The sequence below is a fragment of the Cupriavidus sp. D39 genome, from assembly GCF_026627925.1.
Classification (GTDB): domain Bacteria; phylum Pseudomonadota; class Gammaproteobacteria; order Burkholderiales; family Burkholderiaceae; genus Cupriavidus; species Cupriavidus ulmosensis.
This window is the reverse complement of sequence record NZ_JAPNLE010000009.1, coordinates 3,028,334-3,052,382: the sequence shown is the minus strand read 5'-3', so window position 1 is coordinate 3,052,382 and position 24,049 is coordinate 3,028,334. Positions and strand designations below refer to the sequence as shown.

Genomic DNA, 24,049 nt, shown 5'->3' with positions numbered 1-24,049 from the left:
CGCGCAGTTTCGTGCGCGGGCTGGAATCCACCGAGGTGGTGGAGGAGACAGACTCCACTATATATGATTTGTTGCGTCGCACCAAGCGGCATCTAGGCCAAGCGTGTCTGGCTTCACAAACATGTTGTTTGTGAGCAACAAAGTAGCGGCTTAATACATTGAAAACTGGAATTTCCTCTCTTTTTGTCCTGTTTCCATCGAGTGTTTGGCGACGATTCGTTGGTTTTATCGCGGCAAGGCGTGCCCGTTTCAGCGGAAGAACAGGTAGGCGATGCCGACTGCGGCGCACAAGCCCACAAGATCGGCGAACAAGGCACAGGCAAGCGCGTGCCGCGTGTTGCGGATGTTGACGCTGCCGAAGTACACGGCGAGCACGTAGAAGGTGGTTTCGGTCGAGCCCTGGATGATCGCGGCGAGCTTGCCCTGGAAGGAGTCCACCCCATAGGTGCTCATGACGTCGATCATCAGGCCGCGGGCGCCCGCGCCCGACAGGATTTTCATCAACCCGACCGGCAGCGCGGGGACGAAGGCGGTGTCCAGGCCCAGCCAGGCAAAAGCGGCGGTCAGGCCCTGCATCAGGACATCCATGCAGCCCGTCACCCGAAACAGCCCGATCGCCACCAGGATCGCCACCAGATAGGGAATGATCTGCACCGCGACGCCAAAGCCTTCCTTGGCGCCGTCGACGAAGGCATCGTAGACATTGATGCCCCGCATGGCGCCGCAAATCAGGAAGACCACGATCAACGTCAGGATGAAGCCGCTGCCAGCCAGGGCTGTGGCGGTGCTCACCTGTTCCGGGGCGCGTGCCGCAGCCACAGGAAGAGTCCGCCGACAGCCGCCGACAGCAGCCCGAAGGCGGCCAGCACGGCTGGCTTGAGCAGGTTGAGCCGCTGCGCCCAGGCCACTGCCAGCAAGCCGGCCAGGCAGGACACGCAGGTGGCCAGCAGGGTGGGAAGGAAGATATCCGCGGCATTGAATCCGACCAGGCCCTGCTTGACCGAGATCGCTTGCCGCATGGCGATCACCGAGGTCGGGATCAGCGTCAAGCCAGCCGTGTTCAGCACGATGAACATGATCTGCGCGTTGCTGGCTATGTCAGCGCGGGGATTGAGCGACTGTAGCTCCCGCATGGCGTTGAGGCCGAGCGGCGTCGCCGCGTTGTCGAGCCCTAGCAGGTTGGCCGACACATTCATCATCATCGCGCCCTGGGCCGGGTGACCCTGTGGAACGTCGGGGAAGAAGTGGCGCATTAGTGGATTGACCGCGCGTGCGAATAAGTCGACTACGCCGGCGCGCTCGCCAATGCGCATGATGCCCAGCCACAAGCTCATGACGCCCGCCAGGCCAAGCGATATCTCGAACGCGGTGCGTGCGTTGTCGAACAGGCTCGCCAGCATTGCCGGAAACACCGCGGTATCGCCTGTCGCCACACGAATGCAGGCGACGACGAAGGCGAGCAGGAAGAAGGATAGCCAGACCAGGTTAAGAGCCATCGGCGAGTCGTAGGCGGGGTTTGGTAGAGGCTACGCATCATAGCCTGCCGGACCGCGTACCCGGCCCAAGGGCGGCACGTTGTGCCAGGGCCGCGGGGCCGTGGCGCTGGCCTTGGCACTGGCAAGGTGTGTTGCGCAAAAATCCTATTGCGCCGGTATACAATGCGGACAATGCCACCGTGGGCGCATTGCCCCTCAGCCTTTCCGGGCCGGCGCCGCGGTCCCTGATCCCTTAGACACCCGTTCGCGATGGCTCGCCCGCGCGCCTTGCCCGAGGACAGTGTCTCGCTGACCCAAGCCAGAATCTATGTCCGACGCCCATGGTACCGAACACGCACTTCCTGGTTCGGATCCCGCCGGCGCCAGCCTTGGCGCCCAGCACTCCCCATTGTTCGCCCTGGTGACCGATACGTTGCGCGAGCGCATCCTCGGCGGGCAGTACAACCAAGGCGAGCGCCTGGTCGAAAACAAGCTCTCCACGGAACTGGGCGTGTCGCGCATCCCCGTGCGGGAAGCACTGCGCGCGCTTGCCGCCGAAGGCCTGGTACGCATCGAGCCCCGGCGGGGCGCCTCGGTGGCGACGCTGTCGCCGAACATCGCCAAGGAAATGGTCGAAGTGCGGGCCACGCTGGAAGGGCTTAACGCCAAGCTGGCTGCCCAGCGCCGCGATCCAGCCCTGATCGCCGAACTCAATGAAGTGCTGCGCCAGGGCACCGAGGCCGCTGCGAGCGGACGCTCTGAGCGCTTCATCGAATTGAACACCCGCTTTCATGAGGTGCTGGGCAATATCGCGGCCAATAGCGTGCTGCAGGACATGGTGCGTACGCTCAGGGAGCGCACGGGGCTGCTGTTCGCGCCGGCCAATGTCACGCGCGCCCGGCAGAACTGGGAGGAGCATGCGCAGATCCTGCAGGCAGTCATCGCGGGCGATGCGGATCTGGCGGCGCTGTTGGCGACGCGGCACGTCTATAGCGCCGCCAAGGCGGCCGAAGATCTGGCCGAGGCCGGTGCGCCGGGTTCCTGAGCGCTGGTAGATAGTATTCGATATGCAAAAACGATCCTGTGCCGGCTCAAGTCGGCTTCCGTCGCTGCGGTAGCGCCGTTTGTCGTTGATTCTATTGGCACTCAGGGGCATTCATGAAGCTACACAATGCCCCGAAATAGGGCGCTTGCGCGCCCCGGTATGACGCGCTGCACCAAAATTCGGTATACTGTCAATCCTGATGAACCACAATAGGGATTGACCATGGACTACCCGACGCCCGCCTATTTCCGGCAGTCGGTTGGCGAGCAACTGCTGGCCCACTATGCCAAGCGCGATGCTGTGCGCCATCGCACCCCGCTCCTGCCTGTCCGCTGGCCCAGCCTGCGTTCCTTGTTCCGCCGCCAGTGCGTGCGCGACCAAAAGGCGGTCTGACAGCATCACCCTAAGATAGCGCAGCTCCGCGCGCCGCCAGCAGGGCGCGCAATATGGAGCGGTGGCATCTTTCCTCGTGCTCGCAATAACAGCCAATCGAGAAATTCGTTTGCTGTGACATCGCGGCCAGCAGATCCAACGTCCGGCTTGCTTCCGGGCGCGCCATCTCCGCACGGAAGTGCCGCTCGAATGCACGCCACGCCTTTTCATCCCCTTCGGCCTGTATGTCCAAGGCCTGCGCGACCAGTTCGGCTGAGGGCGACAGGTTCGGAAACCACACATCGTAGTAGTCCCGCTTGGCGAACTCGGATTTCGGCACGCCCCGGGGCAGCCTGCGCACGGTGCCAATGCGGATTCCCTCGTCAGGCAAGCGGGGCGAGCCCAGCTTCACAATGCGAATGGTCATGCAAGTTCCTCCCTTATATATAGAGTGACCCGCGGGCGCGGCGGCGGACTTCGTCGCGAGCCGCCCAGGTCCGTCCGGCGACCCTAGTTTGCCGCAGCCAGGCGGTTGCCGGCTAGCGCTGCGGATTGGTCGTGCTGGTCAGTGTTAATGAGCCTCGTTGGGCGCTTTTCTGTCGATATTAGAATCATTTCAGAAAAGGCTTGCCAGGACCGGGGGAGCGTCTTATTATTCGCCCCCTCGCAACACAAAAGACCGCTGCAAAGCAGACGGGACAAGGGTTGCGGGGTTGGCAGGGGTGGTTGGCGGAGCGGGTTCAGACGCCGGCTGCAGCAAAGAAAGTTTGCGAAACCTGTTGACGAAACGATGATCACGCTTCATAATCTCGTTTCTCTGCTGCAGACAAACGCAGCGACGCGGCAAGCAAAGCGAGCCGCGGCCAGTTCTTTAACAAACAAACAACCGATAAGTGTGGGCGCTTGATAGCGGATGCGGAAGACTTCGGTCTTTTAGCTTACAAGTTATAAAGTGCTCGCACAGTAAAACATGTTGGTTATGTCTTCGGACGTAGCCAGTCAGTTTTCTGAGAGTGAGCGACCGCTCGAAAGAGCGAGATCCGTCGGGAAACCGAAGGGTCACACAGGTATTAAACTGAAGAGTTTGATCCTGGCTCAGATTGAACGCTGGCGGCATGCCTTACACATGCAAGTCGAACGGCAGCACGGGAGCAATCCTGGTGGCGAGTGGCGAACGGGTGAGTAATACATCGGAACGTGCCCTGTCGTGGGGGATAACTAGTCGAAAGATTAGCTAATACCGCATACGACCTGAGGGTGAAAGCGGGGGACCGCAAGGCCTCGCGCGATAGGAGCGGCCGATGTCTGATTAGCTAGTTGGTGGGGTAAAGGCCCACCAAGGCGACGATCAGTAGCTGGTCTGAGAGGACGATCAGCCACACTGGGACTGAGACACGGCCCAGACTCCTACGGGAGGCAGCAGTGGGGAATTTTGGACAATGGGGGCAACCCTGATCCAGCAATGCCGCGTGTGTGAAGAAGGCCTTCGGGTTGTAAAGCACTTTTGTCCGGAAAGAAATCCCTTGCCCTAATACGGCGGGGGGATGACGGTACCGGAAGAATAAGCACCGGCTAACTACGTGCCAGCAGCCGCGGTAATACGTAGGGTGCGAGCGTTAATCGGAATTACTGGGCGTAAAGCGTGCGCAGGCGGTTTTGTAAGACAGGCGTGAAATCCCCGAGCTCAACTTGGGAATGGCGCTTGTGACTGCAAGGCTAGAGTATGTCAGAGGGGGTAGAATTCCACGTGTAGCAGTGAAATGCGTAGAGATGTGGAGGAATACCGATGGCGAAGGCAGCCCCCTGGGACGTCACTGACGCTCATGCACGAAAGCGTGGGGAGCAAACAGGATTAGATACCCTGGTAGTCCACGCCCTAAACGATGTCAACTAGTTGTTGGGGATTCATTTCTTCAGTAACGTAGCTAACGCGTGAAGTTGACCGCCTGGGGAGTACGGTCGCAAGATTAAAACTCAAAGGAATTGACGGGGACCCGCACAAGCGGTGGATGATGTGGATTAATTCGATGCAACGCGAAAAACCTTACCTACCCTTGACATGCCACTAACGAAGCAGAGATGCATCAGGTGCCCGAAAGGGAAAGTGGACACAGGTGCTGCATGGCTGTCGTCAGCTCGTGTCGTGAGATGTTGGGTTAAGTCCCGCAACGAGCGCAACCCTTGTCTTTAGTTGCTACGCAAGAGCACTCTAGAGAGACTGCCGGTGACAAACCGGAGGAAGGTGGGGATGACGTCAAGTCCTCATGGCCCTTATGGGTAGGGCTTCACACGTCATACAATGGTGCGTACAGAGGGTTGCCAACCCGCGAGGGGGAGCCAATCCCAGAAAACGCATCGTAGTCCGGATCGTAGTCTGCAACTCGACTACGTGAAGCTGGAATCGCTAGTAATCGCGGATCAGCATGCCGCGGTGAATACGTTCCCGGGTCTTGTACACACCGCCCGTCACACCATGGGAGTGGGTTTTGCCAGAAGTAGTTAGCCTAACCGCAAGGAGGGCGATTACCACGGCAGGGTTCATGACTGGGGTGAAGTCGTAACAAGGTAGCCGTATCGGAAGGTGCGGCTGGATCACCTCCTTTCAAGAGCGTGCATCCAACGTCGAGCGTTCACACTTATCGGTTTGTTTGCTGTTACAGCCAAGGGTCTGTAGCTCAGGTGGTTAGAGCACCGTCTTGATAAGGCGGGGGTCGTAGGTTCAAGTCCTACCAGACCCACCAAGTTACGGATGGTGGTTCGACGATGTGAGTCGATGTTGAGCCTCCGGACAGAGAAGTAAAGGGGGATTAGCTCAGCTGGGAGAGCACCTGCTTTGCAAGCAGGGGGTCGTCGGTTCGATCCCGTCATCCTCCACCACTTACTTCAGTAACCTTGGATTGGTCGTCAAAGGCAAGCGCTTAGTCTTGAGCGTTTGCCTTTGGCCTTGGCCAAGACGATGCGGGACCAAGTCTCGCTCGGCTGTTCTTTAACAATATGGGATGTAGTAAAGGTGTCGTGAGCGTTGATGAGACGCTGCAGTAAAACACGATACCGGGTTGTGATTGTATCAACCAAAATGTATTTAAGTGATCGAAAGATGACTTGGAATACGGCACAAATGCGAGAACTCATCCTGTAGCGAGCACGTACTTGGACGCAAGTTTGAGACACACTCGTTATAGGGTCAAGCGAACAAGTGCATGTGGTGGATGCCTTGGCGATCACAGGCGATGAAGGACGCGGTAGCCTGCGAAAAGCTTCGGGGAGCTGGCAAACAAGCTTTGATCCGGAGATGTCCGAATGGGGAAACCCGGCCCGTATGGGTCATCCCTGACTGAATACATAGGTCAGGGAAGCGAACGCGGCGAACTGAAACATCTAAGTAGCTGCAGGAACAGAAATCAACCGAGATTCCCAGAGTAGTGGCGAACGAAATGGGAAGAGCCTTGTACTCTTTAGCAGTGTTGTTAGCAGAACGGGATGGAAAGCCCGGCCATAGCAGGTGATAGCCCTGTATGCGAAAACAGCGTTGTGGAACTAGGTGTACGACAAGTAGGGCGGGACACGTGAAATCCTGTCTGAAGATGGGGGGACCATCCTCCAAGGCTAAATACTCGTGATCGACCGATAGTGAACCAGTACCGTGAGGGAAAGGCGAAAAGAACCCCGGGAGGGGAGTGAAATAGATCCTGAAACCGCATGCATACAAACAGTCGGAGCCTGGAAACGGGTGACGGCGTACCTTTTGTATAATGGGTCAGCGACTTACATTCAGTGGCAAGCTTAACCGATTAGGGAAGGCGTAGCGAAAGCGAGTCCGAATAGGGCGTTCAGTCGCTGGGTGTAGACCCGAAACCAGACGATCTATCCATGGCCAGGTTGAAGGTGCGGTAACACGTACTGGAGGACCGAACCCACTAACGTTGAAAAGTTAGGGGATGAGCTGTGGATAGGGGTGAAAGGCTAAACAAGTCTGGAAATAGCTGGTTCTCTCCGAAAACTATTTAGGTAGTGCCTCGTGTCTCACCTTCGGGGGTAGAGCACTGTCATGGTTGGGGGGTCTATTGCTGATTACCCCGCCATAGCAAACTCCGAATACCGAAGAGTGCAATCACGGGAGACAGACATCGGGTGCTAACGTCCGGTGTCAAGAGGGAAACAACCCAGACCGCCAGCTAAGGTCCCTAAGATTGGCTAAGTGGGAAACGAAGTGGGAAGGCTAAAACAGTCAGGAGGTTGGCTTAGAAGCAGCCATCCTTTAAAGAAAGCGTAATAGCTCACTGATCGAGTCGTCCTGCGCGGAAGATGTAACGGGGCTAAGCCAGTCACCGAAGCTGCGGATGCACGTAAGTGCATGGTAGGAGAGCGTTCTGTAAGCCTGTGAAGGTGTCTTGTAAAGGATGCTGGAGGTATCAGAAGTGCGAATGCTGACATGAGTAGCGATAAAGGGGTGAAAAGCCCCCTCGCCGTAAGCCCAAGGTTTCCTACGCAACGTTCATCGGCGTAGGGTGAGTCGGCCCCTAAGGCGAGGCAGAGATGCGTAGCTGATGGGAAGCAGGTTAATATTCCTGCACCGTCGTATGATGCGATGGGGGGACGGATCGCGGAAGGTTGTCCGGGTGTTGGAAGTCCCGGTCCCTGCATTGGAGAAGGCGCTTAGGCAAATCCGGGCGCGGAATTCAAGGATGTGGGGCGAGCGGCCTAGTGCTGCGAAGCAATTGGAAGTGGTTCCAAGAAAAGCCTCTAAGCTTCAGTCATACGAGACCGTACCGCAAACCGACACAGGTGGGCGAGATGAGTATTCTAAGGCGCTTGAGAGAACTCGGGAGAAGGAACTCGGCAAATTGGTACCGTAACTTCGGGATAAGGTACGCCCTTGTAGCTTGACTGGCCTGCGCCAGGAGGGTGAAGGGGTTGCAATAAAATGGTGGCTGCGACTGTTTAATAAAAACACAGCACTCTGCAAACACGAAAGTGGACGTATAGGGTGTGACGCCTGCCCGGTGCCGGAAGATTAAATGATGGGGTGCAAGCTCTTGATTGAAGTCCCGGTAAACGGCGGCCGTAACTATAACGGTCCTAAGGTAGCGAAATTCCTTGTCGGGTAAGTTCCGACCTGCACGAATGGCGTAACGATGGCCACACTGTCTCCTCCCGAGACTCAGCGAAGTTGAAGTGTTTGTGATGATGCAATCTCCCCGCGGCTAGACGGAAAGACCCCATGAACCTTTACTGTAGCTTTGCATTGGACTTTGAACCGATCTGTGTAGGATAGGTGGGAGGCTTTGAAGCGTGGACGCTAGTCTGCGTGGAGCCGTCCTTGAAATACCACCCTGGTTTGTTTGAGGTTCTAACCTTGGTCCGTGAATCCGGATCGGGGACAGTGCATGGTAGGCAGTTTGACTGGGGCGGTCTCCTCCCAAAGTGTAACGGAGGAGTTCGAAGGTACGCTTGGTACGGTCGGACATCGTACCTAAAGTGCAATGGCAAAAGCGTGCTTAACTGCGAGACCGACAAGTCGAGCAGGTGCGAAAGCAGGACATAGTGATCCGGTGGTTCTGAATGGAAGGGCCATCGCTCAACGGATAAAAGGTACTCTGGGGATAACAGGCTGATACCGCCCAAGAGTTCATATCGACGGCGGTGTTTGGCACCTCGATGTCGGCTCATCTCATCCTGGGGCTGTAGCCGGTCCCAAGGGTATGGCTGTTCGCCATTTAAAGAGGTACGTGAGCTGGGTTTAAAACGTCGTGAGACAGTTTGGTCCCTATCTGCCGTGGGCGTTGGAATCTTGACGGGGGCTGCTCCTAGTACGAGAGGACCGGAGTGGACGTACCGCTGGTGTACCTGTTGTCTCGCCAGAGGCATCGCAGGGTAGCTATGTACGGAAGAGATAACCGCTGAAAGCATCTAAGCGGGAAACTCGCCTGAAGATGAGGATTCCCTGGAGCCTTGAGCTCCTTGAAGGGTCGTTCGAGACCAGGACGTTGATAGGCTGGGTGTGGAAGCGCAGTAATGCGTTAAGCTAACCAGTACTAATTGCCCGTAAGGCTTGATCCTATAACCAGTGTGTTTCTCCTGGTTGAGTATCGCGTGCCGCTGCGACAGCCACACAGCAGCTTGGCCGATACCTCGCAACCTACTACTACATCCCTATTCGCTGCGTTGACCAAGTCAACGCGGCCACCGTTTATGCCTGGTGACCATAGCGAGTTGGAACCACCCCTTCCCATCCCGAACAGGACCGTGAAACGACTCCACGCCGATGATAGTGCGGATACCCGTGTGAAAGTAGGTAATCGCCAGGCTCTCCCTTGAAACCCCCAGTACGAAAGTACTGGGGGTTTTGCTTTTGTGGCGGCGGTTTGCCGATCAGGCTTAAGCAGCGCCCAGGCCGCCAGCCTGGCGAGCCGGTTCCGAGGTCAAAGCAAGGCCCCAGAGGCCGCCAGAAGCCGTTTTAGAGGCCGCGGCGAGGCCCTATAGGGTGAAGGTGTTCTTTATTGAATGCCGACGATGATGGTGCGATCGGGCAGCCTACGCTGGTGCCAGGTTCAACGCTCCAAGGTCTGTCCTTCCCTACTTTGCATAGTACGGAAAGTGCTTGACAGCCAAGGAAAGTTACACCATAATCAGAAGTTCACTGCGGAGAGGTGCCCGAGTGGCTAAAGGGGGCAGACTGTAAATCTGTTGGCTTACGCCTACGTTGGTTCGAATCCAACCCTCTCCACCAAGAATTGCAAAGCAGTAGTGAGTACCCGGCAGGCGTCGGTGAAGCAGAAAGCGTGGTAACCCGGCGGGTGTAGCTCAATGGTAGAGCAGAAGCCTTCCAAGCTTACGACGAGGGTTCGATTCCCTTCACCCGCTCCAGATTGCCCGGGTTCTTGCAGTTCTGAAAAGCAGCAGTCAAGTTTCGCCCATGTGGCTCAGTGGTAGAGCACTCCCTTGGTAAGGGAGAGGTCGGCAGTTCGATCCTGCCCATGGGCACCAAATACCGCACTAGCAATATCGCTACCGACACAGGAGTCGCGAAATGGCAAAGGAAAAGTTCTCGCGGACTAAACCGCACGTGAACGTTGGTACGATCGGTCACGTTGACCATGGTAAGACCACCCTGACGGCAGCAATTGCTACGGTGCTGGCGGCCAAGTTTGGCGGTTCGGCCAAGAAGTACGACGAAATCGACGCAGCGCCGGAAGAAAAGGCACGCGGTATTACCATCAATACCGCACACGTCGAGTACGAAACGGCTAACCGCCACTACGCACACGTTGACTGCCCGGGCCACGCTGACTATGTGAAGAACATGATCACGGGCGCCGCACAGATGGACGGCGCAATCCTGGTGTGCTCGGCCGCTGACGGCCCCATGCCCCAGACCCGCGAACACATCCTGCTGGCCCGCCAGGTTGGCGTGCCTTACATCATCGTGTTCCTGAACAAGTGCGACATGGTCGACGACGCCGAGCTGCTCGAGCTGGTCGAAATGGAAGTGCGCGAGCTCTTGTCCAAGTACGAATTCCCCGGCGACGACACCCCGATCATCAAGGGTTCGGCCAAGCTGGCACTGGAAGGCGACAAGGGCGAACTGGGCGAGCAAGCGATCCTGGCCCTGGCCGACACGCTGGACACCTACATCCCGACGCCGGAACGTGCCATCGACGGCACCTTCCTGATGCCGGTGGAAGACGTGTTCTCGATCTCGGGCCGTGGCACGGTTGTGACCGGTCGTATCGAGCGCGGCATCATCAAGGTCGGTGAAGAAATCGAAATCGTTGGTATCAAGCCGACGGTCAAGACCATCTGCACCGGCGTGGAAATGTTCCGCAAGCTGCTGGACCAAGGTCAAGCTGGCGACAACGTGGGTCTGCTGCTGCGCGGCACGAAGCGCGAAGACGTCGAGCGCGGCCAAGTGCTGTGCAAGCCGGGTTCGATCAAGCCGCACACGCACTTCACCGGCGAGGTCTACATCTTGTCGAAGGACGAAGGCGGCCGTCACACCCCGTTCTTCAACAACTACCGCCCGCAGTTCTACTTCCGTACGACCGACGTGACTGGCTCGATCGAGCTGCCGAAGGACAAGGAAATGGTCATGCCGGGTGACAACGTGTCGATCACGGTCAAGCTGATTGCCCCGATCGCCATGGAAGAAGGCCTGCGTTTCGCCATCCGTGAAGGCGGTCGTACCGTCGGCGCCGGCGTCGTGGCAAAGATCCTCGACTGATAAAGTCGACCAGCGAATACGGCACCAACCGGCCGTATTCGTTGCCAGAGGGGTTGGCCTGACCGCCGACCCCACAGTTGTTTTAGGGGTATAGCTCAACTGGCAGAGCGTCGGTCTCCAAAACCGAAGGTTGGGGGTTCGATTCCCTCTGCCCCTGCCAATTCAATCAGCCGCGTCGCGATAGAGAGTATCGTGACGCGGCTTAGTCTCGTTTGCGAAACATGGCCAATCCCAACGTCGAAACCGTCAACGCCGCTAGTGGTAAGTGGTTGCTTGGCGTCGCGGTGCTACTGGTGGTTGCCGGCGTCATCGGTTTCTATGCCTTGGCACAGCAACCATCCTACGTGCGTGGCGCTGCGCTGTTCGGCGGCATTGCGCTGGGCGTGGTGGTCGCGCTGGTCTCGGCACCAGGCAAGGACTTCATCGGTTTCTCCAAGGAATCGTATCGCGAAGTCCGTAAGGTCGTTTGGCCCACCCGCAAGGAAGCCGGGCAGATGACCGGCCTGGTGTTTGTCTTTGTCGTGATCATGGCCGTGTTCCTGTGGTCTGCGGACAAGCTCATCGAGTGGGTCATCTTTTCGCTCGTGCTGGGCTGGAAATGAAGGATAGAACATGACGGATAACGCACAACAGGAAGTCCCCGCAGCTGAATCGCCTTCGTCGAAGAAGCGCTGGTATGTGGTGCACGCCTATTCCGGCATGGAAAAGAGTGTGCAGCGCGCGCTGCAGGAGCGCATCGAGCGCGCCGAAATGCAGGACAAGTTTGGCCGCATCCTGGTCCCGTCCGAAGAAGTCGTTGAAATCAAGGGTGGGCAGAAGTCTGTCACCGAGCGTCGCTTCTTCCCGGGTTACGTGCTGGTCGAGATGGAAATGACCGACGAGACCTGGCACCTGGTGAAGAACACCAGCAAGGTCACTGGCTTCGTGGGCGGTGCGCGCAACCGACCGAGCCCGATTTCCCAGAAGGAAGTCGACAAGATCATGACCCAGATGCAGGAAGGGGTCGAGAAGCCGCGCCCCAAGACCCTGTTCGAAGTGGGCGAAATGGTACGCGTCAAGGACGGTCCTTTCACCGACTTCAATGGCAACGTCGAGGAAGTGAACTACGAGAAATCGCGCCTGCGCGTCTCGGTCACCATCTTCGGGCGTGCTACCCCGGTCGAGCTCGAGTTTGGCCAGGTCGAGAAGGTTTAAGCGGGTTTAGGCGGTTCAAAGCAGTTCAGGTTTTAGCGTTTTATGTTGGCCGCAAGGTCAGCGAAAAATGCAGCGGCCAGTCCCGCAAGGGGCCGGCCACAAGAGGAGCGTGAGGCTGGCTGGGGTGGATGAACCGCCCTTGCGGCGATAGCGCGCTACGACTCAACAGGATCGTATTCCTCCAGGAAGCGGTCCGGATTGGAGTAAATATGGCCAAGAAGATCATTGGCTTTATCAAGCTGCAAATTCCGGCTGGTAAGGCAAATCCCTCCCCGCCCGTGGGCCCCGCACTGGGTCAACGCGGTCTGAACATCATGGAGTTCTGCAAGGCGTTCAACGCGCAGACCCAAGGCATGGAACCCGGCCTGCCGGTGCCGGTGGTGATTACCGCCTTCGCCGACAAGAGCTTCACCTTCGTGATGAAGTCGCCGCCGGCGACCGTTCTGATCAAGAAGGCGGCTGGCCTGACCAAGGGTTCGGCCAAGCCGCACACCGACAAGGTTGGCAAGATCACGCGTGCCCAGGCTGAAGAAATCGCCAAGGCAAAGAACGCTGACCTGACCGCTGCCGATCTGGACGCTGCCGTGCGTACGATCGCCGGTTCGGCTCGCTCGATGGGCATCACCGTGGAGGGTCTGTAAATGGCTAAGGTTTCCAAGCGCACCGCCGCCAACAAGGCGAAGATCGAGCGCACCAAGTTCTACCCGATCGACGAGGCCCTGGGCCTGGTGAAGGGTTGCGCATCGGCCAAGTTCGACGAATCCATCGACGTTGCCGTGCAACTGGGCATCGATGCGAAGAAGTCGGACCAGGTGGTTCGTGGCTCCGTCGTGCTGCCTGCCGGTACCGGCAAGTCGGTTCGCGTGGCTGTGTTCGCCCAAGGCGAAAAGGCCGAAGCTGCCAAGGCAGCTGGCGCTGAGATCGTCGGCATGGAAGACCTGGCTGAGCAAGTCAAGGCCGGCAACCTGAACTTCGACGTGGTGATCGCCTCGCCGGACACCATGCGTATCGTTGGTACGCTGGGTCAGATCCTGGGCCCGCGCGGCCTGATGCCGAACCCGAAGGTCGGTACGGTTACCCCCGACGTGGCCCAGGCTGTGAAGAACGCCAAGGCCGGTCAGGTGCAATACCGTGTCGACAAGGCCGGTATCATCCACGCCACCATCGGCCGCCGTTCGTTCCAGGACGCCGATCTGAAGCGCAACCTGAGCGCGCTGATCGAAGCCCTGGTGAAGTCGAAGCCGGCTACCAGCAAGGGCGTGTACCTGCGCAAGATCGCCGTGTCGTCCACCATGGGCGTTGGCGTTCGCGTGGAACAGGCTTCGCTGTCGGCCTAAGGCTGGCGGCAACCGCAGGGCGGACCCGATAACGTCGCCCAGCGTAGAGAATTGAGGATCCTGGCTCGCGCCGGGATCGTCTCCGGAGTCAGGCGGTGCCTCATAGGACACCCCAGGATAGAGGAGCAAGGCTTTGGGCAGTGGTGCCCGCCGGCGCGCAAGCGCGGAGCAGGCACCGCTGGTTATCAAAGACCGCTGGTGGCGGGTGCGGCTGCAGGATGGCTGCCTCGCCTTAATCGGACGGAACGTACGCAGCGTGGCTTTGGCCTGCCGCGACGCCTCCCGGCCCACCAGCGCAGATGGCGCACCCGAGGGATTGAAGAATCCGGGCAATGACCCGGGTGATTCGGGCCAAATCGGACGCCGTTCGTTTGGACTGATGTGCGTGCCCCGGACGATCCGGGGGACAAGCATCGTTTTGGAGCTTAACCGTGCCACTTAATATTGAAGATAAGAAGGCCGTCGTTGCTGAGGTTTCGGCGCAAGTCGCCAAAGCCCAGACCATCGTCGTAGCCGAATATCGCGGCATTGCGGTTGGCGATCTGACCAAGCTGCGCGCCAAGGCCCGCGAGCAAGGCGTGTACCTGCGTGTTCTGAAGAACACGCTGGCCCGCCGCGCCGTGGAAGGCACGCCGTTTGCAGGCCTCGCAGAGCAAATGACCGGTCCGCTGATCTACGGTATTTCCGAAGATGCAGTGTCGTCGGCCAAGGTTCTGAACGACTTTGCCAAGACCAACGACAAGTTGGTTCTGCGCGCAGCGTCGTACGACGGCAACGTGCTCGATGCTGCTGCCGTCAAGGCACTGGCCTCGATCCCGAGCCGTGACGAACTGATTGCTCAGCTGCTCGGCGTGATGCAGGCACCGGTGTCGGGCTTCGCCCGTCTGCTGGCCGCCCTGTCCGCCAAGAAGAGCGAAGGCGCCCCTGCCGAAGGCGAAGGCGCTGCCGCCGCCGCCGAGAGCGAAGGCGCAGCTGCTTAAGGCGTAAGCCTTTCGCAGCCTGGCTCATCAAGATCGCATTACCGATACCGAATCACATTTAGCAGGAGTATTCCAAATGGCAATCAGCAAAGACGACATCCTCGAAGCCGTAGGCTCGATGTCCGTGATGGAACTGAACGACCTGGTCAAGGCGTTCGAAGAAAAGTTTGGCGTGTCCGCCGCTTCGATGGCCGTGGCTGCTGCCCCGGGCGCCGGCGCTGCTGCCGCTGAAGAGCAAACCGAGTTCAACGTCATCCTGTCGGAAATCGGCGCAAACAAGGTTGGCGTGATTAAGGCTGTTCGCGAAATCACCGGCCTGGGCCTGAAGGAAGCCAAGGATCTGGTTGACGGCGCACCGAAGGCTGTCAAGGAAGGCGTGGACAAGGCTGCTGCAGCCGACGCCAAGAAGAAGCTGGAAGACGCCGGCGCAAAGGTCGAAGTCAAGTAAGCTGTACTCGCGTGCCTTTTGGCACGCGAATGGGGCTGGCAAAGGGAGATTCCCGGCGCCAGCCTTTTTGCGCTTCTGCGAAGTGTGTTTTACTCAGCACCCGGAAGCATGAACAAATGGCGCAAACGATGCTTGACAGCTGGGCGCATGCCTAAGCTTCAGCAGAGGCCAAACATCAGTGGCACACTAGGTGGTTGCTGATGTTTGTCTTCTGAACCGACTGCAGAAGACAAGTTTGGTCGGGTGTCCCCCGGGCCGGTATGACGCATTGCGTCGTTTCTGCCGGCTCGCAGCGTGCGGACACCGTCAGCCAGAGGTTGGTAGCGGCCAACCGCCAAATCCCTCCCAGTCGCTGAACACCTCAGGTGCTGCGCCGGTCCAGCCAGCCCTGCGATGATTCGGAGATCCCATGGCGTACAGCTTCACCGAAAAGAAGCGCATTCGCAAAAGTTTTGCGAAGCGCGCGACGGTTCATCAGGTTCCTTTCCTGCTTGCCACCCAGATTGAATCCTACGCTCAGTTTCTGCAAGAGGGTACGCCACCCTCGCGCCGCAAAACAGAGGGCCTGCAAGCGGCTTTCAGTGCAATCTTCCCGATTGTGTCGCACAACGGGCTTGCCCGTATGGAGTTCGTCTCCTACCACCTGTCCAACCCGCCGTTCGACGTCAAGGAATGTCAACAGCGCGGCCTGACCTTCCACTCGGCGCTGCGTGCCAAGGTCCGCCTGATCATCAACGATCGGGAAAATCCGGGCAAGGTCAAGGAAGTGAAGGAACAGGAAGTCTACATGGGCGAAATTCCGCTCATGACGTCGACCGGTTCGTTCGTGATCAACGGTACCGAGCGTGTGATCGTCTCGCAGCTCCACCGTTCGCCCGGCGTGTTCTTCGAGCACGACAAGGGCAAGACCCACAGCTCGGGCAAGCTGCTGTTCTCGGCACGTATCATTCCTTACCGCGGTTCGTGGCTCGATTTCGAGTTCGACCCGAAGGACATCCTGTACTTCCGCGTTGACCGCCGCCGCAAGATGCCGGTGACGATCCTGCTGAAGTCGATCGGCCTGACGCCCGAGCAGATCCTCGCGCACTTCTTCGTGTTCGACAATTTCACGCTGCAGTCGGAAGGCGCGCAGATGGAATTCGTGCCCGAGCGCCTGCGCGGCGAAGTCGCGCGCTTCGACATCGCCGACAAGGACGGCCGTGTCGTCGTGGAGAAGGACAAGCGGATCAACGCCAAGCACATCCGTGACCTGGATTCCGCCGGTACCAAGCTGATCAGCGTGCCGGAAGACTACCTGCTCGGCCGCGTGCTGGCGAAGAACATCATCGACCCGGATACCGGCGAGGTGATTGCCAACGCCAACGACGAGCTGACCGAAACCGTGCTGGAAAACCTGCGCGAAGCCGGTGTCAAGCAGATCCAGACCCTGTACACCAACGATCTGGACCAAGGTCCGTACATGTCGCAGACCCTGCGCGTGGACGACACCGCCGACCAGACCGCTGCGCGTATCGCCATCTACCGCATGATGCGTCCCGGCGAGCCGCCGACCGAAGACGCGGTGGAAGCCCTGTTCCAGCGCCTGTTCTACAGCGAAGAGTCGTACGACCTGTCGCGCGTTGGCCGTATGAAGGTCAACAGCCGCCTGGGCCGCCCGAGCGGTGAAGGCAGCATGGTGCTGCAGGACGAGGACATCCTCGAGACCATCAAGATCCTGGTCAACCTGCGCAACGGCAAGGGCGAGGTCGATGACATCGATCACCTGGGCAATCGTCGCGTTCGCTGCGTTGGCGAACTGGCCGAAAACCAGTTCCGTGCCGGCCTGTCGCGCGTGGAGCGCGCCGTCAAGGAACGTCTGGGCCAGGCCGAGACTGAAAACCTGATGCCGCACGACCTGATCAACTCGAAGCCGATTTCCTCGGCCATCCGCGAGTTCTTCGGTTCGTCGCAGCTGTCGCAGTTCATGGACCAGACCAACCCGCTGTCCGAGATCACGCACAAGCGCCGTGTCTCCGCACTGGGCCCGGGCGGTTTGACCCGTGAACGCGCAGGCTTTGAAGTTCGTGACGTGCACCCGACCCACTATGGCCGCGTGTGCCCGATCGAAACGCCGGAAGGCCCGAACATTGGCCTGATCAACTCGCTGGCACTGTACGCACGCCTGAACGAATACGGCTTCCTGGAAACGCCGTACCGCAAGGTGGTCGACAGCAAGCTGACCGACCAGGTCGACTACCTGTCCGCCATTGAAGAAGGCAAGTACGTGGTGGCGCAGGCCAACGCAACGGTTGACACCGACGGTACCCTGATCGACGAGCTGGTGTCGTCGCGTGAAGGCAGCGAGCGTGAAACCCGTATGGTCACGCCGGACCGCGTCCAGTACATCGACGTGGCGCCTTCGCAGATCGTGTCCGCGGCAGCATCGCTGGTGCCGTTCCTCGAGCACGATGATGCGAACCGTGCACTGATGGGCGCCAACATGCAACGTCAGGCCGTGCCTTGCCTGCGTCCGGACAAGCCGCTGGTGGGTACCGGCATCGAGCGTACCGTTGCGGTCGACTCGGGTACTGCCGTCCAGGCAACCCGTGGCGGCGTGGTGGATTACGTCGACGCAATGCGTATCGTGATTCGCGTGAACGATGAGGAAGCTGTCGCCGGTGAAGTCGGCGTCGACATCTACAACCTGATCAAGTACACCCGCTCGAACCAGAACACCAACATCAACCAGCGTCCGATGGTCAAGGTCGGGGATTTCGTCGCCCGTGGCGACGTGATCGCCGACGGCGCATCGACCGACCTGGGCGAGCTCGCGCTCGGCCAGAACATGCTGGTGGCGTTCATGCCATGGAACGGCTACAACTTCGAAGACTCGATCCTGATCTCCGAACGCGTGGTTGCCGAAGACCGCTACACCTCGATCCACATCGAGGAGCTGTCGGTCGTCGCCCGTGACACCAAGCTGGGACCGGAAGAAATCACCCGCGACATCTCCAACCTCGCCGAAGCGCAACTGGCGCGCCTGGACGAGTCCGGCATCACCTACATCGGTGCCGAAGTGGAAGCCGGCGACGTGCTGGTCGGCAAGGTCACGCCCAAGGGCGAGACCCAGCTGACCCCGGAAGAAAAGCTGCTGCGCGCGATCTTTGGCGAGAAGGCTTCGGACGTGAAGGACACCTCGCTGCGCGTGCCCTCGGGCATGAGCGGTATCGTGATCGACGTCCAGGTCTTCACCCGCGAAGGCGTGACCCGCGACAAGCGTGCCCAGTCCATCATCGACGATGAACTCAAGCGCTACCGCCTGGACCTGAACGACCAGCTGCGTATCGTGGAAGGCGATGCCTTCCAGCGTCTGGAGCGCCTGCTGCTCGACAAGACCGTCAATGGCGGTCCGAAGAAGCTGTCCAAGGGCGCCAAGCTGACCCGCGAGTACCTGGCCGACCTGGACAAGTACCACTGGTTCGACATCCGCCCGGCCGACGAAGAAGTCGCTGCCCAGCTGGAAGCCGTCAAGGAAGCGATCGAGCAGAAGCGTCACGAGTTCGACCTGGCCTTTGAAGAAAAGCGCAAGAAGCTCACGCAAGGCGACGAACTGCCGCCGGGCGTGATCAAGATGGTCAAGGTGTACCTGGCCGTCAAGCGCCGCCTGCAGCCTGGCGACAAGATGGCAGGCCGTCACGGCAACAAGGGCGTTGTGTCCAAGATCGTCCCGATCGAAGACATGCCCTACATGGCCGACGGCACGCCCGCCGATATCGTGCTGAACCCGCTCGGCGTGCCGTCGCGGATGAACGTGGGCCAGATTCTGGAAACCCACCTGGGCTGGGCTGCACGCGGCCTGGGCCAGCGTATCGGCTCCATGCTCAAGGCACAGGCGAAGGCGCAGGAACTGCGTCCGTTGCTCGCGCAGATCTACAACGAGAGCGGCAAGCCGGAAGACCTCGACAGCCTGTCCGACGCCGAAGTGCTGGAACTGGCCACCAACCTGAAGAAGGGTGTCCCGTTCGCCACGCCGGTGTTCGACGGTGCGCATGAGGACGAAATCCGCCGCATGCTGGACCTGGCGTACCCGGAAGAGATCGCCAAGGACATGGGCCTGACCGCTTCCAAGCAACAGGTCACGCTGCACGACGGCCGTACCGGCGAAGCGTTCGAGCGTCCGGTGACGCTGGGCGTGATGCACATGCTGAAGCTGCACCACTTGGTCGACGACAAGATGCACGCCCGTTCGACCGGCCCGTACTCGCTGGTGACCCAGCAGCCGCTGGGTGGTAAGGCGCAGTTCGGTGGCCAGCGTTTCGGTGAGATGGAAGTGTGGGCGCTGGAAGCTTATGGCGCCTCCTACGTGCTGCAGGAAATGCTGACGGTCAAGTCCGATGACGTGAACGGCCGGACCAAGGTCTACGAGAACATCGTCAAGGGCGAGCACTCGATCGATGCCGGCATGCCGGAATCGTTCAACGTGCTGGTGAAGGAAATCCGTTCGCTGGGTATCGACATCGACCTCGATCGCTATTGATTCGGATCGAGAGTGCGCGGCAGGCCGGCAATAGCCCGCCTGCCGCCGATTGCCCGCTACGGTTTTCCCACAGGATGAATGCCGCGGGCCCGACATGCTGTCGGGCTGGCGGCGAAACAAGGAGTTGCAATGAAAGCATTGCTCGATCTCTTTAAGCAGGTTCAGCAGGAAGAGCAGTTCGACGCGATCAAGATCGGCCTGGCATCGCCAGAGAAGATCCGTTCGTGGTCGTACGGTGAAGTGAAGAAGCCGGAAACCATCAACTACCGGACCTTCAAGCCCGAGCGCGATGGCCTGTTCTGCGCCAAGATCTTTGGCCCGATCAAGGACTATGAGTGCCTGTGCGGCAAGTACAAGCGCCTGAAGCATCGTGGCGTGATCTGCGAGAAGTGCGGCGTTGAAGTGACGCTGGCCAAGGTGCGCCGCGAGCGCATGGGCCACATCGAACTGGCTGCGCCGACCGCGCACATCTGGTTCCTGAAGTCGCTGCCGTCGCGTCTGGGCATGGTGCTCGACATGACGCTGCGCGACATCGAACGCGTCCTGTACTTCGAAGCATTCGTGGTGCTCGAGCCCGGCATGACCCCGCTCAAGAAGAGCCAGATCATGTCCGAGGACGACTACATCGCCAAGTGCGAAGAGTACGGCGAAGGCGAGTTCGTGGCCATGATGGGTGCCGAAGGCATCCGTGAACTGCTGCGCGGCATCGACATCGAAAAGCAGATCGAAACGATCCGCGCCGAGCTGCAGACCACGGGCTCCGAAGCCAAGATCAAGAAGTTCGCCAAGCGCCTGAAGGTGCTCGAGGCGTTCCAGCGTTCGGGCATCAAGCCGGAATGGATGATCCTGGAAGTGCTGCCGGTGCTGCCGCCCGAACTGCGTCCGCTGGTACCGCTGGACGGTGGCCGTTTCGCCACCTCGGACCTGAACGACCTGTATCGCCGCGTCATCAACCGTAACAACCGCCTGAAGCGCCTGCTCGAACTGAAGGCGCCTGAAATCATCGTGCGCAACGAAAAGCGCATGCTGCAGGAAGCGGTTGACTCGCTGCTGGACAACGGTCGCCGCGGCAAGGCCATGACGGGCGCCAACAAGCGTCCGCTGAAGTCGCTGGCCGAAATGATCAAGGGCAAGGGCGGCCGTTTCCGCCAGAACTTGCTGGGCAAGCGCGTCGACTACTCCGGCCGTTCGGTCATTGTGGTGGGCCCGACCCTCAAGCTGCATCAGTGCGGCCTGCCCAAGCTGATGGCGCTCGAGCTGTTCAAGCCTTTCATTTTCCACAAGCTGGAAACGATGGGCATCGCCACCACCATCAAGGCGGCGAAGAAGGAAGTGGAAAGCCAGACCGCGGTGGTGTGGGACATCCTCGAAGAGGTGATCCGCGAGCATCCGGTCATGCTGAACCGCGCGCCGACGCTGCACCGCCTGGGCATCCAGGCGTTCGAGCCGGTGCTGATCGAAGGCAAGGCCATCCAGCTGCACCCGCTGGTCTGCGCGGCGTTCAACGCCGACTTCGACGGTGACCAGATGGCTGTTCACGTCCCGCTGTCGCTGGAAGCGCAGATGGAAGCCCGCACGCTGATGCTGGCCTCCAACAACGTGCTGTTCCCGGCCAACGGCGACCCGTCGATCGTGCCGTCGCAAGACGTGGTGCTGGGTCTGTACTACACGACCCGCGACAAGATCAACGGCAAGGGCGAAGGCCTGACGTTTGCCGACATCAGCGAAGTGATCCGCGCCTACGAGAACAAGGAAGTCGAACTGGCTTCCCGCGTGAACGTGCGTATCACCGAGTATGAGCTGGTCGACAAGGACGCCGTGGGCGATGCCCGCTTCGCGCCCAAGATCACGCTGCAGGCCACCACGGTCGGCCGCGCGATCATGTCCGAGATCCTGCCGAAGGGCCTGCCTTTCTCGGTGCTGAACAAGCCGCTGAAGAAGAAGGAGATCTCGCGCCTGATCAACACCGCGTTCCGCAAGTGCGGCCTGCGCGAAACCGTGATCTTCGCTGACAAGCTGCTGCAGTCGGGCTTCCGCCTGGCAACGCGCGCCGGTATCTCGATCGCCATCGACGACATGCTGGTGCCGCCGCAAAGGAAAAGATCATTGCCGATGCGGCCGCCAAGGTGAAGGAATACGACAAGCAGTACATGTCGGGCCTGGTGACCGACCAGGAACGCTACAACAACGTCGTGGACATCTGGGGCGCCGCCGGCGACCAGGTGGGCAAGGCGATGATGGAGCAGCTCCAGCACGAAGACGTGGTCGACCGTCACGGCAACACCGTGAAGCAGGACTCGTTCAACTCGATCTACATGATGGCCGACTCGGGCGCGCGCGGTTCCGCTGCGCAGATCCGTCAGCTGGCCGGCATGCGGGGCCTGATGGCCAAGCCGGATGGCTCGATCATTGAAACGCCGATTACGGCGAACTTCCGTGAAGGGCTGAACGTTCTGCAGTACTTCATCTCCACCCACGGCGCGCGTAAGGGCCTGGCGGATACGGCACTGAAGACCGCGAACTCGGGTTACCTGACTCGTCGTCTGGTCGACGTGACGCAGGATCTGGTGGTGGTGGAAGACGATTGCGGCACGACCAACGGCGTGGCCATGAAGGCCCTGGTCGAAGGCGGTGAAGTGATCGAAGCCCTGCGCGACCGGATTCTCGGCCGTGTGACGGTGTCCGACGTGGTGAACCCTGAAACCCAGGAAACCGCGATCGAAGCCGGCACCCTGCTTGACGAAGACCTGGTCGACATGATCGACGCCATCGGCGTGGACGAAGTGAAGGTGCGCACCCCGCTGTCGTGCGACACGCGCTACGGCCTGTGCGGCATGTGCTATGGCCGCGACCTCGGCCGCGGCGTGCTGGTGAACTCCGGCGAAGCGGTTGGCGTGATCGCCGCCCAGTCGATTGGCGAGCCGGGCACCCAGCTGACCATGCGTACGTTCCACATCGGCGGCGCGGCATCGCGTTCGGCGGTGGCATCCAGCGTGGAAGCCAAGGCAACCGGTACCGTGCGTTTCACGGCGACCATGCGTTACGTCACCAACGCGAAGGGCGAGCTGATCGTCATCTCGCGTTCGGGCGAATCGCTGATCACCGACGACCACGGCCGTGAGCGCGAACGTCACAAGATCCCGTACGGCGCCATGCTGCTCGTGCAGGATGGCCAGGCCATCAAGGCGGGTACCCAGCTGGCCACATGGGACGCGCTGACGCGCCCGATCGTGTCGGAGTACACCGGCACGACCAAGTTCGAGAACGTCGAAGAAGGCGTGACCGTCGCCAAGCAGATGGACGAAGTCACCGGCCTGTCGACCCTCGTGGTGATCGATGCCAAGCGCCGTACGGCTGCCACCAAGGGCCTGCGCCCGCAGGTGAAGCTGCTCGACGCCAACGGCCAGGAAGTGAAGATCCCGGGCACGGACCATTCCGTGACCATCGGCTTCCAGGTCGGCGCGCTGATTACCGTGAAGGACGGCCAGCAGGTGCACGTGGGTGAAGTGCTTGCACGTATCCCGACCGAATCGCAAAAGACCCGCGACATTACCGGGGGTCTGCCGCGTGTGGCCGAGCTGTTCGAAGCGCGTTCGCCGAAGGATGCCGCCGTGCTGGCGGAAGTCACCGGCACCACGTCGTTCGGCAAGGACACCAAGGGCAAGCAACGCCTGGTGATTACGGACCTGGACGGCAACGCTCACGAGTTCCTGATCACCAAGGAAAAGCAAGTCCTGGTGCACGATGGCCAGGTGGTGAACAAGGGTGAAATGATCGTGGAAGGTCCGGCGGACCCGCACGACATCCTGCGCCTGAAGGGCATCGAGGAACTGGCGCACTACATCGTCGACGAAGTGCAGGACGTGTACCGTCTGCAGGGCGTGAAGATCAACGACAAGCACATCGAAGTGATCGTGCGCCAGATGCTGCGCCGCGTGCAGATCTCGGATGTGGGCGACACCAAGTTCATCCCGGGTGAACAGGTGGAGCGTTCGGAACTGCTTGACGAGAACGATCGCGTGATCGCCGAAGGCAAGCGTCCGGCCACGTACGAAAACCTGCTGCTCGGTATCACCAAGGCGTCGCTGTCCACCGACAGCTTCATCTCGGCGGCATCGTTCCAGGAAACCACCCGCGTGCTGACCGAAGCCGCGATCATGGGCAAGACCGACGACCTGCGTGGTCTGAAGGAAAACGTGATCGTTGGCCGACTGATCCCCGCTGGTACGGGTCTGGCCTACCACCGTGCCCGCAAGGCGCGCGAGGCGGCCGAGCGCGAACGCGCCCAGGCGATCTCCGATGAAGAGCAGTCGCTCTTCATCGAGCCGCCGGTGGTGCCGGCGACGACCGAAGGCGAGGGCGACGCGGTCTAAGACTGCCAGCCTGAACCTGCAAGCAAGCTGCACGAAGAAGCCCGGCCCTGGTGGCCGGGTTTTTTTGCCTGTCGTTATATATCCGGTT

General features: G+C 59.9%; 11 protein-coding genes, 6 tRNA genes, 3 rRNA genes and 2 pseudogenes. 20 read left to right on the top strand and 2 right to left on the bottom strand.

Annotated features, from left to right (window positions below; translation table 11 throughout):
- Positions 1 to 249: 249 nt before the first annotated feature.
- Positions 250 to 1,496 (bottom strand): annotated as a pseudogene (locus OMK73_RS26410) (nucleoside recognition domain-containing protein).
- Positions 1,497 to 1,803: 307 nt separating this feature from the next.
- Between OMK73_RS26410 and OMK73_RS26405 the strand changes: the two are divergent.
- A complete protein-coding gene (locus OMK73_RS26405) occupies positions 1,804 to 2,520 on the top strand; it encodes a GntR family transcriptional regulator (protein ID WP_267604583.1) in 717 nt (238 codons plus the stop codon).
- A 222-nt stretch (positions 2,521 to 2,742) separates the two neighbouring features.
- Complete coding sequence (locus tag OMK73_RS26400; RefSeq protein ID WP_267604582.1) at positions 2,743 to 2,913, top strand: hypothetical protein; 171 nt, start codon at positions 2,743 to 2,745, stop codon at positions 2,911 to 2,913.
- A gap of 10 nt (positions 2,914 to 2,923) precedes the next feature.
- Here OMK73_RS26400 and OMK73_RS26395 read toward each other — a convergent pair whose 3' ends face one another.
- Positions 2,924 to 3,319 carry a DUF488 domain-containing protein gene (locus OMK73_RS26395; RefSeq protein WP_267604581.1) on the bottom strand — a complete coding sequence of 132 codons (396 nt, stop codon included), beginning with the start codon at positions 3,317 to 3,319 and terminating at the stop codon, positions 2,924 to 2,926.
- A 645-nt stretch (positions 3,320 to 3,964) separates the two neighbouring features.
- On the opposite strand from OMK73_RS26395, the gene OMK73_RS26390 reads away from it, so the two are divergent.
- The 18 genes and pseudogenes from OMK73_RS26390 to rpoC all read left to right on the top strand — a co-directional run bounded on the left by OMK73_RS26390 (position 3,965) and on the right by rpoC (position 23,961).
- A 16S ribosomal RNA gene (locus tag OMK73_RS26390) occupies positions 3,965 to 5,495 on the top strand.
- A gap of 61 nt (positions 5,496 to 5,556) precedes the next feature.
- Positions 5,557 to 5,633, top strand: a tRNA-Ile gene (locus OMK73_RS26385).
- A gap of 60 nt (positions 5,634 to 5,693) precedes the next feature.
- Positions 5,694 to 5,769: transfer RNA gene (locus OMK73_RS26380), tRNA-Ala, on the top strand.
- A 305-nt stretch (positions 5,770 to 6,074) separates the two neighbouring features.
- Positions 6,075 to 8,952 (top strand): 23S ribosomal RNA (locus OMK73_RS26375).
- A 135-nt stretch (positions 8,953 to 9,087) separates the two neighbouring features.
- Positions 9,088 to 9,200 (top strand): 5S ribosomal RNA (rrf, locus tag OMK73_RS26370).
- The 16S, 23S and 5S rRNA genes sit together here with 5 tRNA genes alongside, the layout of an rRNA operon.
- Before the next feature lie 336 nt (positions 9,201 to 9,536).
- Positions 9,537 to 9,622: transfer RNA gene (locus OMK73_RS26365), tRNA-Tyr, on the top strand.
- Between the two features lie 63 nt (positions 9,623 to 9,685).
- Positions 9,686 to 9,759: transfer RNA gene (locus tag OMK73_RS26360), tRNA-Gly, on the top strand.
- A gap of 45 nt (positions 9,760 to 9,804) precedes the next feature.
- Positions 9,805 to 9,879, top strand: a tRNA-Thr gene (locus tag OMK73_RS26355).
- A 43-nt stretch (positions 9,880 to 9,922) separates the two neighbouring features.
- Entirely contained in the window at positions 9,923 to 11,113 is a 1,191-nt protein-coding gene (tuf, locus tag OMK73_RS26350; RefSeq protein WP_267604579.1) for an elongation factor Tu, read from the top strand.
- Positions 11,114 to 11,197: 84 nt separating this feature from the next.
- Positions 11,198 to 11,273, top strand: a tRNA-Trp gene (locus OMK73_RS26345).
- Positions 11,274 to 11,334: 61 nt separating this feature from the next.
- The gene (gene secE, locus OMK73_RS26340; RefSeq protein WP_045243152.1) at positions 11,335 to 11,715 is read left to right on the top strand and encodes a preprotein translocase subunit SecE; all 381 of its coding nucleotides are present in this window, start codon (positions 11,335 to 11,337) and stop codon (positions 11,713 to 11,715) included.
- 10 nt (positions 11,716 to 11,725) lie between these two features.
- Positions 11,726 to 12,307, top strand: coding sequence for a transcription termination/antitermination protein NusG (gene nusG, locus OMK73_RS26335; protein ID WP_006162340.1), 582 nt, complete (start codon positions 11,726 to 11,728; stop codon positions 12,305 to 12,307).
- 209 nt (positions 12,308 to 12,516) lie between these two features.
- Positions 12,517 to 12,948, top strand: coding sequence for a 50S ribosomal protein L11 (gene rplK / locus OMK73_RS26330; RefSeq protein ID WP_006162338.1), 432 nt, complete (start codon positions 12,517 to 12,519; stop codon positions 12,946 to 12,948).
- Positions 12,949 to 13,644, top strand: coding sequence for a 50S ribosomal protein L1 (gene rplA, locus OMK73_RS26325; RefSeq protein ID WP_006162337.1), 696 nt, complete (start codon positions 12,949 to 12,951; stop codon positions 13,642 to 13,644).
- 431 nt (positions 13,645 to 14,075) lie between these two features.
- A complete protein-coding gene (gene rplJ, locus OMK73_RS26320) occupies positions 14,076 to 14,624 on the top strand; it encodes a 50S ribosomal protein L10 (RefSeq protein ID WP_006162335.1) in 549 nt (182 codons plus the stop codon).
- Positions 14,625 to 14,700: 76 nt separating this feature from the next.
- Entirely contained in the window at positions 14,701 to 15,072 is a 372-nt protein-coding gene (gene rplL / locus OMK73_RS26315; protein ID WP_006162333.1) for a 50S ribosomal protein L7/L12, read from the top strand.
- Between the two features lie 409 nt (positions 15,073 to 15,481).
- The gene (rpoB, locus tag OMK73_RS26310; protein WP_267604580.1) at positions 15,482 to 19,588 is read left to right on the top strand and encodes a DNA-directed RNA polymerase subunit beta; all 4,107 of its coding nucleotides are present in this window, start codon (positions 15,482 to 15,484) and stop codon (positions 19,586 to 19,588) included.
- Positions 19,589 to 19,717: 129 nt separating this feature from the next.
- Positions 19,718 to 23,961: pseudogene (gene rpoC / locus OMK73_RS26305) on the top strand (DNA-directed RNA polymerase subunit beta').
- Positions 23,962 to 24,049 lie beyond the last annotated feature (88 nt).

Coding starts and splice junctions, on each gene's coding strand:
- rplL (WP_006162333.1), top strand. CDS start 14,701: ATGGCAATCAGCAAAGACGACATCCTCGAAGCCGTAGGCTCGATGTCC.
- OMK73_RS26405 (WP_267604583.1), top strand. CDS start 1,804: ATGTCCGACGCCCATGGTACCGAACACGCACTTCCTGGTTCGGATCCC.
- rplA (WP_006162337.1), top strand. CDS start 12,949: ATGGCTAAGGTTTCCAAGCGCACCGCCGCCAACAAGGCGAAGATCGAG.
- rpoB (WP_267604580.1), top strand. CDS start 15,482: ATGGCGTACAGCTTCACCGAAAAGAAGCGCATTCGCAAAAGTTTTGCG.
- secE (WP_045243152.1), top strand. CDS start 11,335: ATGGCCAATCCCAACGTCGAAACCGTCAACGCCGCTAGTGGTAAGTGG.
- OMK73_RS26395 (WP_267604581.1), bottom strand. CDS start 3,319: ATGACCATTCGCATTGTGAAGCTGGGCTCGCCCCGCTTGCCTGACGAG.
- OMK73_RS26400 (WP_267604582.1), top strand. CDS start 2,743: ATGGACTACCCGACGCCCGCCTATTTCCGGCAGTCGGTTGGCGAGCAA.
- nusG (WP_006162340.1), top strand. CDS start 11,726: ATGACGGATAACGCACAACAGGAAGTCCCCGCAGCTGAATCGCCTTCG.
- rplK (WP_006162338.1), top strand. CDS start 12,517: ATGGCCAAGAAGATCATTGGCTTTATCAAGCTGCAAATTCCGGCTGGT.
- tuf (WP_267604579.1), top strand. CDS start 9,923: ATGGCAAAGGAAAAGTTCTCGCGGACTAAACCGCACGTGAACGTTGGT.